The sequence below is a fragment of the Streptomyces sp. NPDC055400 genome (genome assembly GCF_053644375.1).
Genome location: NZ_JBSHLM010000007.1, coordinates 171,263 through 186,119, shown reverse-complemented (window position 1 = coordinate 186,119; position 14,857 = coordinate 171,263). Strand labels below are relative to the sequence as shown.

At 71.0% G+C, this 14,857-nt stretch carries 14 protein-coding genes; 8 read left to right on the top strand and 6 right to left on the bottom strand.

Features of this window, described 5'->3' with window-relative positions:
- Positions 1 to 62: 62 nt before the first annotated feature.
- A complete protein-coding gene (gene aroQ, locus ACWIGU_RS20240) occupies positions 63 to 536 on the top strand; it encodes a type II 3-dehydroquinate dehydratase (protein ID WP_454402713.1) in 474 nt (157 codons plus the stop codon).
- A 58-nt stretch (positions 537 to 594) separates the two neighbouring features.
- Here aroQ and ACWIGU_RS20235 read toward each other — a convergent pair whose 3' ends face one another.
- Both ACWIGU_RS20235 and ACWIGU_RS20230 read right to left on the bottom strand, forming a co-directional pair.
- A complete protein-coding gene (locus ACWIGU_RS20235) occupies positions 595 to 1,251 on the bottom strand; it encodes an MBL fold metallo-hydrolase (protein ID WP_454402711.1) in 657 nt (218 codons plus the stop codon).
- A gap of 9 nt (positions 1,252 to 1,260) precedes the next feature.
- Positions 1,261 to 1,950 (bottom strand): maleylpyruvate isomerase family mycothiol-dependent enzyme, encoded by a 690-nt coding sequence (locus ACWIGU_RS20230; RefSeq protein ID WP_454402709.1) that lies wholly within the window; start codon positions 1,948 to 1,950, stop codon positions 1,261 to 1,263.
- A 221-nt stretch (positions 1,951 to 2,171) separates the two neighbouring features.
- On the opposite strand from ACWIGU_RS20230, the gene uvrA reads away from it, so the two are divergent.
- Entirely contained in the window at positions 2,172 to 5,243 is a 3,072-nt protein-coding gene (gene uvrA / locus ACWIGU_RS20225; RefSeq protein WP_454402708.1) for an excinuclease ABC subunit UvrA, read from the top strand.
- Positions 5,244 to 5,320: 77 nt separating this feature from the next.
- Here the strand turns inward: uvrA and ACWIGU_RS20220 are convergent, their stop codons facing one another.
- Entirely contained in the window at positions 5,321 to 5,902 is a 582-nt protein-coding gene (locus ACWIGU_RS20220; RefSeq protein WP_454402706.1) for a YceI family protein, read from the bottom strand.
- Between the two features lie 101 nt (positions 5,903 to 6,003).
- Here ACWIGU_RS20220 and ACWIGU_RS20215 point away from each other — a divergent pair, with 101 nt between their 5' ends.
- A complete protein-coding gene (locus tag ACWIGU_RS20215; protein ID WP_454402704.1) occupies positions 6,004 to 6,867 on the top strand; it encodes a helix-turn-helix domain-containing protein in 864 nt (287 codons plus the stop codon).
- A gap of 40 nt (positions 6,868 to 6,907) precedes the next feature.
- On the opposite strand, the gene ACWIGU_RS20210 is transcribed toward ACWIGU_RS20215, so the two are convergent.
- Together ACWIGU_RS20210 and ACWIGU_RS20205 are read right to left on the bottom strand one after the other, a co-directional pair.
- Complete coding sequence (locus ACWIGU_RS20210) at positions 6,908 to 7,834, bottom strand: carbohydrate kinase family protein (protein WP_454402702.1); 927 nt, start codon at positions 7,832 to 7,834, stop codon at positions 6,908 to 6,910.
- 100 nt (positions 7,835 to 7,934) lie between these two features.
- Positions 7,935 to 8,126, bottom strand: coding sequence for a hypothetical protein (locus ACWIGU_RS20205; RefSeq protein WP_454402700.1), 192 nt, complete (start codon positions 8,124 to 8,126; stop codon positions 7,935 to 7,937).
- A gap of 91 nt (positions 8,127 to 8,217) precedes the next feature.
- On the opposite strand from ACWIGU_RS20205, the gene ACWIGU_RS20200 reads away from it, so the two are divergent.
- Positions 8,218 to 8,643, top strand: a complete 426-nt coding sequence (locus ACWIGU_RS20200; RefSeq protein ID WP_454402698.1) for a Rieske 2Fe-2S domain-containing protein — start codon at positions 8,218 to 8,220, stop codon at positions 8,641 to 8,643.
- A 17-nt stretch (positions 8,644 to 8,660) separates the two neighbouring features.
- Here ACWIGU_RS20200 and ACWIGU_RS20195 read toward each other — a convergent pair whose 3' ends face one another.
- Positions 8,661 to 9,611, bottom strand: coding sequence for a hypothetical protein (locus ACWIGU_RS20195; RefSeq protein ID WP_454402697.1), 951 nt, complete (start codon positions 9,609 to 9,611; stop codon positions 8,661 to 8,663).
- Positions 9,612 to 9,809: 198 nt separating this feature from the next.
- Between ACWIGU_RS20195 and uvrC the strand changes: the two genes are divergently transcribed.
- The 4 genes from uvrC to whiA are packed head-to-tail and all read left to right on the top strand — an operon-like array spanning position 9,810 to position 14,852.
- Entirely contained in the window at positions 9,810 to 11,849 is a 2,040-nt protein-coding gene (uvrC, locus tag ACWIGU_RS20190) for an excinuclease ABC subunit UvrC (protein WP_454402695.1), read from the top strand.
- The gene (gene rapZ / locus ACWIGU_RS20185; protein ID WP_454402693.1) at positions 11,846 to 12,838 is read left to right on the top strand and encodes an RNase adapter RapZ; all 993 of its coding nucleotides are present in this window, start codon (positions 11,846 to 11,848) and stop codon (positions 12,836 to 12,838) included. Before uvrC ends, rapZ begins: the two co-directional genes overlap by 4 nt.
- Positions 12,835 to 13,872, top strand: a complete 1,038-nt coding sequence (locus ACWIGU_RS20180; RefSeq protein WP_454402691.1) for a gluconeogenesis factor YvcK family protein — start codon at positions 12,835 to 12,837, stop codon at positions 13,870 to 13,872. The genes rapZ and ACWIGU_RS20180 overlap by 4 nt, the downstream gene beginning before the upstream one ends.
- Positions 13,863 to 14,852, top strand: coding sequence for a DNA-binding protein WhiA (gene whiA / locus ACWIGU_RS20175; RefSeq protein WP_100592386.1), 990 nt, complete (start codon positions 13,863 to 13,865; stop codon positions 14,850 to 14,852). The genes ACWIGU_RS20180 and whiA overlap by 10 nt, the downstream gene beginning before the upstream one ends.
- Positions 14,853 to 14,857: the final 5 nt, after the last annotated feature.

Here is a 14,857-nt window from a genome sequence, read left to right as displayed (position 1 = left end):
AGCACCGTGACGCCTCGTGATAGACCCTGGGTGAGCAGCCGCCCGACGCACGGAGGTCCCCTGTGCCCCGCACCCTCGCCAACGCCCCGATCATGGTTCTGAACGGCCCGAACCTGAATCTCCTCGGCCGCCGGCAGCCGGAGATCTACGGGTCCGACACCCTCGCGGACGTCGAGGCCCTGTGCGCCAAGGCCGCGGCCGCACACGGCGGGAGTGTCGACTTCCGGCAGTCCAACCACGAGGGCGAGCTGGTGGACTGGATCCACGAGGCGCGCCAGAACCACGTGGGCATCGTGATCAACCCGGCTGCCTACTCGCACACCTCGGTCGCGATCCTGGACGCCCTCAACGCGTGCGACGGCCTGCCGGTCATCGAGGTCCACATCTCCAACATCCACCAGCGCGAGGAGTTCAGGCACCACTCCTACGTGTCCCTCCGGGCGGACGGCGTGATCGCCGGATGCGGCGTTCAGGGATACGCGTTCGCGGTGGAGCGGGTGGCGGCCCTCGCGGAGCCCGGCGTCGCGACGGTCTAGTACCGCCGGCCCTCGAAGCTCCGTGGAGTGAACACGCCCGGCGCCGCCGGGCGTTGACTCACCAGCCGCGCTCGCGCCACTCCGGCAGATGCGGACGCTCGGCGCCGAGCGTCGTGTCGTTCCCGTGCCCGGGGTAGACCCACGTCTCGTCGGGGAGCCGGTCGAAGATCTTCGACTCGACGTCGTCGATCAGGCTCGCGAAGGCCTTCGGGTCCTTCCACGTGTTCCCCACGCCGCCCGGGAACAGGCAGTCCCCGGTGAAGACATGGGGGTGGCCGTGCGGGTCGTCGTACACGAGGGCGATCGAGCCGGGCGTGTGGCCGACCAGATGCCGGGCGGTCAGCGAGACCCGGCCGACGTTGATCGTGTCACCGTCCTCGACGAGCACGTCCGTGGGCACCGGGATACCCTCCGCGTCGTAACGGCCCGCGTACGTACGCGGGCCGGTGACCTCCACGACCCGGGCGAGCGCCTGCCAGTGGTCCCCGTGCTGATGCGTCGTGACGACGGACGCGATGCCGTCGTCCCCGATCAGGGTCAGCAGCGTCTCCGGGTCGGCGGCCGCGTCGATCAGGAGCTGCTCGCCGGTGGCGCGGCAGCGCAGCAGATACGCGTTGTTGTTCATCGCGCCGACCGCGACCTTGGAGATCATCAGGTTCTGCAGCTCGTGCACATCCGCCGGGCCGCCGACCTTCACCGCTCCGCTGTACGTCATGGGATCAGCCTATAGCGGGGGTACGACAGGCAGCGTGCCGCCTTCGACGGTGAGCCCGGAGCCGTCGCGCCGCCCCGAGAGCCAGCCGAGCAGCTCCGGGGCGGGACCTGCGACGCCGACCGGACCCGTACCGGCGCCGCCGCCCGTCGTCCAGACCCGGCCGCCGTCCGACTTCAGGCCGGTCGACGGCATGTCCTGGTGCCCCGCGAAGCGCTCGGCGAGGAAGTCGATCTCCCGCTCGACGAACTCCGCCGGCAGATCCTCCAGCTCGTACCCGATCCCGAGGTCGACGTGGTGTAGGTCGACCTCGCCCCAGCGCCGGAAGGGGATCCGGGAGGCGGAGTCCTTGACGCCGTTGCGCAGCTCGACCGTGCGCGCCCAGTCGGCCGGGGCCTCGGCCAGGCGATCGAAGCCGGCGGCGCTGGTCCGCAGGTCATCGAGCTGCTCGCGAAGGTCGCGCGGCGCGTCCCGCTCGATGTCCGCGTCGCGCGCCTCGGCGCTCGGATACATGGGCCGGCCCGCGAGGACGTTCGCGAGTGCGTCCGCGTTCCGGGCGATATGGGCGAGGACATGACCCCGGGTCCAGCCGGGAAGCCGTGACGACTCGGCCACAGCCGCGTTGTCCAGCGTGCCGACAGCGGTGAGGAGCCGGTCGGTCGCTTCACGTACAGAAGCCAGGTCGCGCGCATGATCGCTCATGGCGCAGACGATAGCGCCGCCACTCGATCGGGTGAAGGCGGCCGACCGAGGCCCAGAATCGAATGTACGTGCTATAGGCTCGGGAGCGGCATCGGGCATTCTTGGTGGTCCGGGTTTGTTACCAACCATGGAAAACAGTCCATCGCTGACGGTGGCCCCCCTAGTCTCGAAAGACAGGGGCCCCGCCCCTGTTGCTTCTCTCAAGAAAGGTGCGGACCGGCGTGGCCGACCGTCTCATCGTCCGTGGCGCGCGCGAGCACAATCTCCGAAACGTCTCGCTCGACCTTCCGCGCGACTCGCTCATCGTCTTCACGGGTCTGTCGGGGTCCGGCAAGTCGTCGCTCGCCTTCGACACGATCTTCGCCGAGGGGCAGCGGCGCTACGTCGAGTCGCTCTCCTCGTACGCCCGTCAGTTCCTCGGCCAGATGGACAAGCCGGACGTCGACTTCATCGAGGGCCTCTCCCCGGCCGTCTCGATCGACCAGAAGTCGACCTCGCGCAACCCGCGCTCCACGGTCGGCACCATCACCGAGGTCTACGACTACCTGCGCCTGCTCTTCGCGCGCATCGGCAAGCCGCACTGTCCCGAGTGCGGCCGTCCCATCTCGCGCCAGTCGCCGCAGGCCATCGTCGACAAGGTCCTCGACCTGCCCGAGGGCAGCCGCTTCCAGGTCCTGTCGCCGCTCGTGCGCGAGCGCAAGGGCGAGTTCGTCGACCTCTTCGCCGACCTCCAGACCAAGGGGTACAGCCGCGCGCGGGTCGACGGACAGACGATCCAGCTGTCGGAACCGCCCACCCTGAAGAAGCAGGAGAAGCACACCATCGAGGTGGTCGTCGACCGCCTCACGGTGAAGGAGTCCGCCAAGCGCCGCCTGACCGACTCCGTGGAGACCGCGCTCGGCCTCTCCGGAGGCATGGTCGTGCTCGACTTCGTCGACCTCCCCGAGGACGACCCCGAGCGCGAGCGCATGTACTCGGAGCACCTGTACTGCCCGTACGACGACCTGTCCTTCGAGGAGCTGGAGCCGCGCTCCTTCTCCTTCAACTCGCCCTTCGGCGCCTGCCCGGACTGCACAGGCATCGGCACGCGCATGGAGGTCGACCCCGAGCTGATCGTCCCGGACGAGGACAAGTCCCTCGACGAGGGCGCCATCCACCCCTGGTCGCACGGGCACACCAAGGACTACTTCGGACGCCTCATCGGCGCCCTCGCGGACGCGTTGGGATTCCGGACCGACATCCCCTTCGCGGGCCTGCCGCAGCGGGCCAAGAAGGCCCTCATGTACGGCCACAAGACGCAGATCGAGGTCCGCTACCGCAACCGGTACGGCCGCGAGCGGGTCTACACGACCCCCTTCGAAGGCGCCGTCCCGTTCGTCAAGCGGCGCCACAGCGAGGCCGAGAGCGACTCCAGCCGCGAGCGCTTCGAGGGCTACATGCGCGAGGTGCCCTGCCCCACCTGTGAGGGCACGCGCCTCAAGCCGATCGTTCTCGCCGTCACGGTGATGGAGAAGTCCATCGCCGAGGTCTCCGCGATGTCCATCAGCGACTGCGCGGACTTCCTGGGCGAGCTGAAGCTCAACGCGCGCGACAAGAAGATCGCCGAGCGGGTCCTCAAGGAGGTCAACGAGCGGCTGCGGTTCCTCGTCGACGTAGGCCTCGACTACCTCTCGCTCAACCGCGCGGCCGGCACCCTCTCCGGCGGCGAGGCCCAGCGCATCCGCCTCGCGACACAGATCGGCTCCGGCCTGGTCGGCGTGCTCTACGTCCTGGACGAGCCCTCGATCGGCCTGCACCAGCGCGACAACCACCGCCTGATCGAGACCCTCGTACGGCTGCGCGACATGGGCAACACACTCATCGTCGTCGAGCACGACGAGGACACCATCAAGGTCGCCGACTGGGTCGTCGACATCGGCCCCGGCGCGGGTGAGCACGGCGGCAAGGTCGTCCACAGCGGTCCCTTGAAGGAGCTGCTCGCCAACGCCGAGTCGATGACCGGCCAGTACCTGGCGGGCAAGAAGTCCATCCCGCTGCCGGACATCCGGCGCCCCGTGGACCCGACCCGCAGGCTGACCGTGCACGGCGCCCGCGAGAACAACCTGCGCGACATCGACGTGTCGTTCCCGCTCGGCGTCCTGACCGCGGTCACCGGTGTCTCCGGTTCCGGCAAGTCGACGCTGGTCAACGACATCCTGTACACGCACCTCGCCCGCGAGCTGAACGGGGCGCGCAGCGTTCCCGGGCGGCACACGCGCGTGGAGGGCGACGACCTCGTCGACAAGGTCGTGCACGTCGACCAGTCGCCGATCGGCCGCACCCCGCGCTCGAACCCGGCGACGTACACCGGAGTCTTCGACCACGTCCGCAAGCTGTTCGCCGAGACGACCGAGGCGAAGGTCCGCGGCTATCTGCCCGGACGCTTCTCCTTCAACGTCAAGGGCGGCCGCTGCGAGAACTGTTCCGGCGACGGCACCATCAAGATCGAGATGAACTTCCTGCCGGACGTCTACGTCCCGTGCGAGGTCTGCCACGGGGCGCGCTACAACCGCGAGACGCTGGACGTCCACTACAAGGGCAAGTCCATCGCCGAGGTCCTGGACATGCCCATCGAGGAGGCGCTCGGCTTCTTCGAGGCGGTCCCGGGCATCGCCCGCCACCTGCGCACGCTGAACGACGTCGGCCTCGGCTACGTCCGGCTCGGGCAGTCCGCGCCGACCCTCTCCGGAGGCGAGGCGCAGCGCGTGAAGCTGGCCAGCGAGCTGCAGAAGCGGTCCACGGGACGCACCGTCTACGTTCTCGACGAGCCGACCACCGGTCTGCACTTCGAGGACATCAGCAAGCTCATCACCGTCCTGTCGGGCCTCGTCGACAAGGGGAACTCGGTGATCGTCATCGAGCACAACCTCGACGTCATCAAGACCGCCGACTGGGTCCTCGACATGGGCCCCGAGGGCGGTAACGGCGGCGGCCTCGTCGTCGCCGAGGGCACCCCCGAAGAGGTCGCGGGCGAACCGGCCAGTCACACCGGCAAGTTCCTGCGCGACATCCTCGGCGCCGACCGGTTCAGCGACGCGTCGGTGCCCGCGGCGCGCACGAAGAAGACGGTGGCCACGGCGAAGAAGGCCGCGGCCGCGAAGAAGACCGTCTCGGCGAGCGCCAAGGCCCCGGCGAAGAAGGTGGCCAGGGCCAACACCACGGCGGTCGGCAAGACCGCCACGAAGGCCGCGGCGAAGAAGGTCACGGCCGCCAAGAAGACCGCGGCCAAGTCCACGCGGGCCGGCAAGGCCTGACCGCGGACGGTCCGCGACCGCACGAAAACACCTGGCGCCCCACGGGAACTCCCCGTGGGGCGCCACGCGTTCAGCTGTCAGCCACCCTGGCCCTGCGGCTCGACGAACTGCATGTCCAGCTGAATCTTGACAACATCACCAAGAAGACCGGCCCCGAAGTCCAGGCCGAAGTCGCTCCGCCGGATCTCGCCCGTCGCCTCGAACCCCGCATGCCGGCTCCCGTCCATCGGCACGTCCACCACCCCGCCGAACTCCACGGCGAGCGCCACCGGCCGCGTCACGTCACCGATGGTCAACTCGCCCTCCAGGGACCAGTCGTCGCCCTTACCCGACACGCCGTGCGAGACGTAGGTCATCGTCGGACGGCGCTCCACGTCCAGCAGATCGGCCTGACGGACGTGCGCGTCACGGTCGGCGTTGCCCGTGTCGATCGAGGCCAGTGCGATGGTGGCGTTCACCCTGATGTCGTCCACCCTCTCGCCGATGTGCAGCGCGGCCTCCACCTGCGCGAAGCGCCCCCGCACCTTCGCGATCCCGAGGTGCCGGACGCTGAAGTTCACCGCCGAGTGCAGCGGGTCGAGTGTCCAGTCGCCGGCCGCGAGAGGCAGCGCGGTGGCCGGAGTCGTAGCAGTGGCAGCGGAGTTGTCGTCGTAGGTCATGCGTCCACCCTGCGGTCACCGGCGGGCCGGAGGAAGGCCGGGCCAAGACTGGTAGTGACAGGGCCACGATCAGAGACCCCTTACGTTGATACGTTCGACGGGTGAGCGACAACGAGTTGGGCACCTATCTGCGCACCCGGCGCGAAGCCGTCACACCCGCCGAGGTGGGGCTGCCCACCGGCGCGCGGCGCCGCACCCCGGGCCTGCGGCGCTCCGAGCTGGCCACGCTCGCCGGCATCAGCGTCGAATACCTCACCCGTCTCGAACAGGGCCGCGATCGCAACCCGTCACCCCCGGTCCTCGGCGCCCTCGCCGACGCGCTGCTCCTGCCCGTCGACGAGCGCTTCCTGCTCCGCCGCCTCGCGAAGGAGTCGGGCGGGGACGGCATGCTGTGCGCCGGGGCGGTGGCCGCTTCCCTCTCACGCACGATCCGCCCCACGGTGCGCGTCCTCCTCGACCGCCTCGAACCCACCCCGGCGGTCCTGGTCAACTGGATCGGCGACGTCATCGCGTACACCGACGCCTACGAGCGGTACGCGCGCCCACTCGGCATCCTCGACGCCCGACAGCCGAACTTCGTGCGGTACGTCTTCACCGACGAGCGCGCCCGCACCGCGTACCCCGAATGGGACCGCGTGGCCGACGAGCAGGTCTCCCACCTCCGGCACGGGGCATCGATCCACGACCCGCACGTCGCCGCGCTCGTCGACGAACTGACCGTCACCGCGGGGGCGCCCTTCGCCGACCGGCTCGCCGCCGTCCCCTCCCTGCCCCGGCGCACCGGCGTGGACGTCGTCGCGCACCCGGAGGCGGGCACACTCCGCCTGGCCTACGAGACGCTGTCCATGCCCGACGCCGACGGCCAGAACCTGGTCATCCACCTCCCGGCCGACGACACCACGGCGTCCGCCCTGGACCGCCTCAACGGGCGCAGGCCAGGGGCGCTGCGGGCGGTCAACGGGTGACCGGCAGTCCGTGAACAGTCGACCCGCGCGTGAACGGCCGTTACAGCGGTGGGAGTTCGGATGCGTACGGGGGTTCGGCGCCCGCCCGCGAGCAGGTGACCGCGGCCGCGCGTACGGCGAACCGCAGCAGCCGGTGCCAGTCGTCCTCGCCCAGGCCCGCCACCGCCTCCACGGACAGCGCGTCCCAGGCGGCCAGGGCGTGCAGCAGCGCCGCGTTCACGGTGTCGCCCGCGCCGATCGTGTCGACGACTTCGACCCGCTCACCGGGTACGTCGTAGCGCGCGCCGCCCCGTGTGAAGACCGTCAGGCCGTCGCCGCCCCGGGTCATCACGACGGCCGCGGGACCCGAGGCCAGCCACTCATGCGGGGTGCCGCCCAGCCACTGCGCGTCCTCCTCGGACAGCTTGAGCAGGCCGGTCGAGGGGAGCCAGCTCTTGAAGCGCGCCCGGTACGCGTCCGGGTCGGGGATGAGGCCGGCCCGGATGTTCGGGTCGAGCGCGGTGAACACGCCCTGGGCCGAGGCCGACCTCATCAGCTCCTCGTACGCGCTCGCGCCCGGCTCAAGAACCAGCGAGCACGTACCGAACGACACCGCGCGTGTGCCCGGCGGGAGCCGGTCGGGCACCGAGAAGAGCCGGTCGGCCGTGCCGTCGACGTAGAACGAGTAACGGGCCGATCCGTCCGCGGCGACCGACGCGACCGCCAGCGTCGTCGGTTCGTCGCCCCGCTGGACGTACGACACGTCGACACCCGCCCGCGCGAGCCCGCCGAGCAGTGCCTCGCCGAACGCGTCGCGGGAGACCCGCGAGCAGAAGGCCACGGGGGAGCCGAGCCGGCCGACGGCCACCGCGGTGTTGAAGGGGCCGCCGCCCAGCCGGGGCGCGAGCGCGGGCAGGTCGCCACCGTCATCGGCGGCCCCGCCCTGCGGCACGAGGTCGATCAGGGCCTCTCCGGCGACGACTATCACGGCTGGTTCCTTTCGGGCTGAACGGCGGAGCGGTGCGGCAGTGCTGGAGTGCTGAACTGCTGGAGTGCGGTGGATCAAAGGGGTAGGGGCGAGGCACAGGCTAGAGGTTCGCGGGCTCGGGCACACCGCCCCGGCCGGAAGCGGGCACGTCGGGGACCGACTCGGGCAGACCCTTCGTACCGGGGCGCAGCGTGGCCACCGAGACGGCCGTGAACGTGGCGACCATCGCGGCCGTGAGCACAGAGGCGGGCGTGAAGCCGAGGCCGGACGAGAGGGCCCTCCGAGCCGTCACGCACCCCACCGGTATGGTCGGATCTGCGACCGATGTGCGCCTTGGCGTGCAGCAGCGGCCCGCACCACCCCGACCGATCCCTGGAGTCCTCATGCCCGGCACGTCGCCCGCCCGTCGAACCGTGTTGCGGGGTGCCGCCCTCGCCGGGACCGCGGGGCTCGGGATCGCCGCCTGCTCGACGGGCGCAGCGGACGGCGGCGCGGATTCGGCGCCGACGGCCCCCGTCGACCTCGGCAAGGCCGACGAGGTGCCCGTGGGCGGCGTCAAGCTGTACCGGGACGAGAACGTGGTGGTCAGCCGTCCGGCGGCCGACCAATACGCTGCGTTCAGCACCATCTGCACGCACGCGGGGTGCCCCATCAGCATGCTGGAGGGCACGGAACTCACGTGTTCCTGCCACGGCAGCAAGTTCGACGCCGAGACCGGCAAGGTGCTGCACGCCCCGGCGACGCAGTCGCTGGCGAAGGTGCCGGTCGTGGTGAAGAACGGCAAGATCGTCGCGGGCCCGGAGGCCTGACCGCACCTGGACCCCGATCAGCCCTCCCAGTCCCACCCGATCCCCAGGATCCCCGCCCGCACCTGCGGCTCCACCACATGGACGGCGCGGTGGCTCGCGCTGAGCGTCAGGTCCTGACGGCCGCCGCGCGGGGCCGCCGCCGAGTGCTGGGTGAAGCGGTGGCAGCGCACGGGCAGGACGCCCTCGGTGAATCTGACCTGGAGCGCGTACTGCCCGCCCGCGAAGCCGAAGCCGCGCAGATACTCCGATGAGGGGCCCGCCGTGCCGTCCTCGAAGCCGTAGCGGAAGAGGAACGTGTCGCCGGCCCGCAGCCGCGCGTCGAAGAGCAGCTCCGCCACGACGACGCCCGTCCCGCGGTGCCGGCGCACCCGCCCCGTACGGCAGTTCTCCAGGGCGCGCACCGAGACGTGATCGGTCCTGCATCCCGGGTCCCCGTGGTGGACGGCCACATAGCGGTCCACATCGTCCTGGTGGGCGCGCACGATGTGCTGGGAGTCGAGGCCGAGGAGTTCGCGGCGCGCCCCTATCCGCACCCGCTCGTGGTGGCCGACCGTGTGCAGGCCGCCGTCCGGGGGCGAGCCGAGCTCGGCGAGGAACTGTTCGAGGACGCCCGAGGCCTCGACGAGCGAGCGGTAGGAGCGGGTCGAGGGGCGCTGGCGGGCCGCGTGTTCCTCGTCCTTGGCGAGCAGCCGGATCAGGGACTCGTCGGGCAGGTCCAGGATCTCCTCCAGGGCGCGCACGGCCCGCAGCGACTCGGTGCGCTGCGGGCGCCTGGCCCCCTGTTGCCAGTAGCTCAGACTGGTGACGCCGACCGTGACGCCGCGCCGGGTCAGATGGTGCTGCACACGGTGCAGCGGCAGCCCGCGCGCGGTGATCGCGGCCCGCAGGGCGACATGGAAGGGCCCTGCCCGCAGGGCCGTCTCCAGTGCGGGCGCGCCGGCGTCCGCGTGCTGTGTGCCGTACGACATCCAGGGCCCTCCCCCGTGCATCCTCACAACGGCCGTCCGGCCGGGGCGTGCGCGGCCCCAATTCACCCGGCATTGAAGCGTGTTGATCTGAACCGGACAAGACTCGCTGCGCAAACCGTCTCGCCGGGCGGGCACCGGACCGCTCCGGGAATCGCGCGGGCAACCTCACTGTCGGTGGCCGCAAGTAGGGTGTCTGACATGGCCGACCCTTCCAGCTACCGCCCCCAGCCGGGACAGATCCCGGACTCCCCAGGGGTGTACAGATTCCGTGACGAGCACCGCCGGGTGATCTACGTCGGGAAGGCGAAAAGCCTGCGCCAGCGCCTGGCCAACTACTTCCAGGACCTGGCGCACCTGCATCCCCGCACCCGCACCATGGTCACCACGGCCGCGTCCGTGGAGTGGACCGTGGTGTCCACGGAGGTCGAGGCGCTCCAGCTGGAGTACTCCTGGATCAAGGAGTACGACCCCCGGTTCAACGTCAAGTACCGCGACGACAAGAGCTATCCCTACCTCGCGGTGACGATGAACGAGGAGGTCCCGCGCGTGCAGGTCATGCGCGGCCAGAAGAAGAAGGGCGTGCGCTACTTCGGTCCCTACGGGCATGCCTGGGCCATCCGCGACACCGTCGACCTGCTGCTTCGTGTCTTCCCGGTCCGCACCTGCTCCGCCGGCGTCTTCAAGAACGCCGCCCGCACCGGCCGCCCCTGCCTCCTCGGCTACATCGGCAAGTGCTCGGCCCCCTGCGTGGGCCGCGTCTCGCCCGAGGAGCACCGCGAACTGGCGGAGGACTTCTGCGACTTCATGACCGGCCGCACCGGCACGTACATCCGCCGTCTCGAGAAGGACATGACGGACGCCGCCGAGGAGATGGAGTACGAGCGCGCCGCACGCCTGCGTGACGACATAGAGGCGCTGCGCAAGGCGATGGAGAAGAGCGCCGTCGTCCTCGCCGACGCCACGGACGCCGACCTGATCGCCCTCGCCGAGGACGAGCTGGAGGCCGCCGTGCAGATCTTCCATGTGCGGGGCGGGCGCGTGCGCGGCCAGCGCGGCTGGGTCACGGACAAGGTCGAGGCGGTCACCAGCGGTGACCTCGTCGAGCACGCGCTCCAGCAGCTGTACGGCGAGGAGCGCGGGGACGCCGTTCCCAAGGAGGTCCTCGTGCCCGCGCTGCCCGAGCCCCTGGAACCCGTACAGGAGTGGCTCACCACGCGCCGCGGGTCGAACGTGTCGCTGAGGATCCCGCAGCGCGGCGACAAGAAGGCCCTCATGGAGACGGTCCACAGGAACGCGCAGCAGGCGCTCGCGCTCCACAAGACCAAGCGCGCCTCCGACCTCACCACGCGCTCGCGGGCCCTGGAGGAGATCGCCGGGGCTCTCGAGCTGGACAGCGCCCCGCTGCGCATCGAGTGCTACGACATCTCCCACCTCCAGGGCGACGACGTCGTGGCCTCGATGGTCGTCTTCGAGGACGGACTGGCCAGGAAGAGCGAGTACCGGCGCTTCCAGATCAAGGGCTTCGAGGGGCAGGACGACGTCCGCTCCATGCACGAGGTGATCACGCGCCGCTTCAAGCGCTATCTGGCGGCGCAGGAGAAGTCGGGGGAGTGGTCCGACGCCGAGCCGGCGGACGAGGACGGCCCGCTCGAGTCCCGTCTCACCGAGGACGACGGTCGCCCCAAGCGGTTCGCGTACCCGCCCCAGCTGGTCGTCGTCGACGGCGGGCAGCCGCAGGTCGCGGCGGCCAAGCGGGCGCTGGACGAGCTGGGAATCGACGACATCGCGGTGTGCGGCCTGGCCAAACGCCTCGAAGAGGTCTGGGTGCCCGACGAGGACGACCCGGTGATCCTTCCGCGCACCAGCGAGGGCCTCTATCTTCTCCAGCGCGTGCGTGACGAGGCGCACCGCTTCGCGATCACGTACCAGCGCACCAAGCGGGCCAAGCGCTTCCGGGCCGGGCCTCTCGACGAGGTGCCCGGCCTCGGGGACGCGCGCAAGCAGGCCCTGATCAAGCACTTCGGTTCGGTGAAGCGCCTGCGATCGGCCACAATCGATCAGATCTGCGAGGTTCCCGGCATAGGCCGCAAGACGGCAGAGACGATCGTGGCGGCCTTCGCGAGCGCGGAGCCCGCCGCACCGGCCGTGAACACGGCCACAGGAGAGATCATTGAAGACGAGGACCCCACGGCCACGGCCGTGGCCACCTCGGAAGGACGACGGGGGCAGGAGCCATGAACGAGAACGAGCAGGGCGGACAGGCACCACAGTCGGCCCCCGATGACCCGGCGGGCCAGGCGGCGGAGACAGACGGAGCACAGGTGAGTACGGGTACGACGAGCGAGACCGCCGGGGCGCCCGAAGCGGCGATCCCCGAGCTGGTGATCATCTCCGGGATGTCCGGCGCCGGACGTTCCACGGCCGCCAAGTGTCTGGAGGACCTCGGCTGGTTCGTCGTCGACAACCTGCCGCCCGCGCTGATCCCCACGATGGTCGAGCTCGGCGCCCGCTCCCAGGGCAATGTCGCCCGGATCGCCGTCGTCGTCGACGTGCGCGGCCGCCGTTTCTTCGACGACCTCCACCAGTCCCTCGCCGACCTGGAGTCCCGCCAGGTCACCCGGCGCATCGTGTTCCTGGAGTCCTCCGACGAGGCCCTGGTGCGCCGCTTCGAGTCGGTGCGCCGCCCGCACCCCCTCCAGGGAGACGGCCGCATCGTCGACGGCATCGCGGCCGAGCGCGAGCTCCTGCGCGAGCTGCGCGGCGACGCCGACCTGGTCATCGACACCTCCAGCCTGAACGTGCACGAACTGCGCGCCAAGATGGACGCCCAGTTCGCCGGCGACGAGGAGCCCGAGCTGCGGGCCACGGTCATGTCGTTCGGCTTCAAGTACGGCCTGCCCGTCGACGCCGACCTGGTCGTCGACATGCGCTTCCTGCCGAACCCGCACTGGGTCCCCGAGCTGCGCCCCTTCACCGGCCTGAACGAAGAGGTGTCGAACTACGTCTTCGGCCAGCCCGGCGCCAAGGAGTTCCTGGACCGGTACACCGAGCTGCTCCAGCTCATCGCCGCCGGATACCGCCGCGAGGGCAAGCGGTACGTGACGATCGCGGTCGGCTGCACCGGAGGCAAGCACCGCTCCGTCGCGATGTCGGAGAAGCTCGCCGCGCGCATCGCGGCGGAGGGCGTGGAGACCGTGGTCGTCCACCGGGACATGGGCCGCGAATGACCGGTCGCACACTCCGGCTCGGCAGCAGGCTCCGCCGGGTCACCCCTCCCACGGGCCGCCGGCGCGGCGCCCAGCCCAAGGTCGTCGCCCTCGGCGGCGGCATGGGCCTGTCCGCGTCCCTGGCGGCCCTGCGGCGCATCACCGGCGACCTCACCGCCGTGGTGACTGTCGCCGACGACGGCGGCTCCAGCGGCCGGCTCCGCGACGAGCTGGGTGTCCTGCCGCCCGGCGACCTGCGCAAGGCCCTCGCGGCCCTGTGCGGCGACGACGACTGGGGCCAGACCTGGGCCCGCGTCATCCAGCACCGTTTCCAGTCCCAGGGCGACCTGCACGAGCACGCCGTCGGCAATCTGCTCATCGTCGCGCTGTGGGAGCAGCTCGGCGACCATGTGCAGGCCCTCGACCTGGTCGGCAAGCTGCTGGGTGCGCAGGGGCGCGTACTGCCCATGTCCGCGGTGCCGCTGGAGCTCCAGGCCCTGGTCAAGGGACACGACCCGGCCCGCCCCGATGACGTCGACACGGTGCGCGGCCAGGCCACGGTGGCGCTCACCCCCGGCGAGGTGCAGTCCGTGCACCTCGTGCCGCACGACCCGCCGGCCGTCCCCGAGGCGGTCGCCGCGGTGCTCGACGCCGACTGGGTGGTGCTCGGCCCCGGCTCCTGGTTCTCCTCCGTCATCCCGCATCTGCTGGTCCCCGAGCTGCTCGACGCGCTGATGGTGACGAAGGCCCGCAGGGTCCTCTCGCTGAACCTTGCGCCGCAGCCCGGAGAAACCGAGGGGTTCTCACCGCAGCGTCATTTGGAGGTTTTGGGACGACACGCCCCTAAACTCGCCCTGGACGTGGTGTTGGCCGACGAGGCCGCCGTGCCCGACCGCGAGTCCCTGACCGACGCCGCCAAGGAGGGCTTCGGCGCTGCGGTCGAGCTGGCGCCTGTGGCCAGGCCCGACGGGACTCCGAGGCACGATCCGGAGCTGTTGGCCGCCGCGTACGACCGTATTTTTCGGATGCATGGAAGGATCGGCCCATGGCGATGACGGCAGCGGTGAAGGACGAGATCTCCCGGCTTCCCGTCACCCGGACCTGCTGCAGAAAGGCAGAGGTCTCGGCCATCCTGCGCTTCGCGGGCGGGCTCCACCTGGTGAGCGGCCGCATCGTGATCGAGGCGGAGCTGGACACCGCGATGGCGGCACGACGGCTGAAGCGGGACATCCTCGAGATCTTCGGGCACAGCTCGGAACTGATCGTGATGGCGCCCGGCGGGCTGCGCCGGGGCTCGCGCTTCGTCGTACGGGTCGTGGCCGGCGGTGACCAGCTGGCGCGCCAGACCGGTCTCGTCGACGGCCGCGGCCGCCCGATCCGGGGTCTCCCGCCGCAGGTGGTCTCGGGGGCCACCTGCGACGCCGAGGCCGCCTGGCGCGGGGCGTTCCTGGCGCACGGCTCGCTCACCGAGCCCGGCCGCTCCTCCTCCCTCGAGGTGACCTGCCCCGGCCCGGAGGCCGCGCTGGCCCTGGTCGGGGCGGCGCGCCGCCTCCAGATCGCGGGCAAGGCCCGTGAGGTACGGGGTGTGGACCGTGTCGTCGTACGGGACGGGGACGCCATCGGCGCCCTGCTCACCCGCATGGGGGCGCACGAGTCGGTGCTCGCCTGGGAGGAGCGGCGGATGCGGCGCGAGGTCCGCGCCACCGCCAACCGCCTGGCCAACTTCGACGACGCGAACCTGCGCCGCTCGGCGCGTGCCGCCGTCGCCGCCGGGGCCCGCGTGCAGCGCGCCCTGGAGATCCTCGCCGACGAGGTGCCCGAGCACCTCGCGGCCGCCGGCCGGCTGCGCATGGAGCACAAGCAGGCCTCCCTGGAGGAGCTGGGCGCGCTCGCCGACCCGCCGCTGACGAAGGACGCCGTCGCGGGCCGCATCCGCCGCCTGCTCGCGATGGCCGACAAGCGGGCCCAGGACATGGGCATCCCGGGCACGGAGTCGAACATCAGCGAGGAGATGGCCGACAACCTCGCCGGCTGACCCCG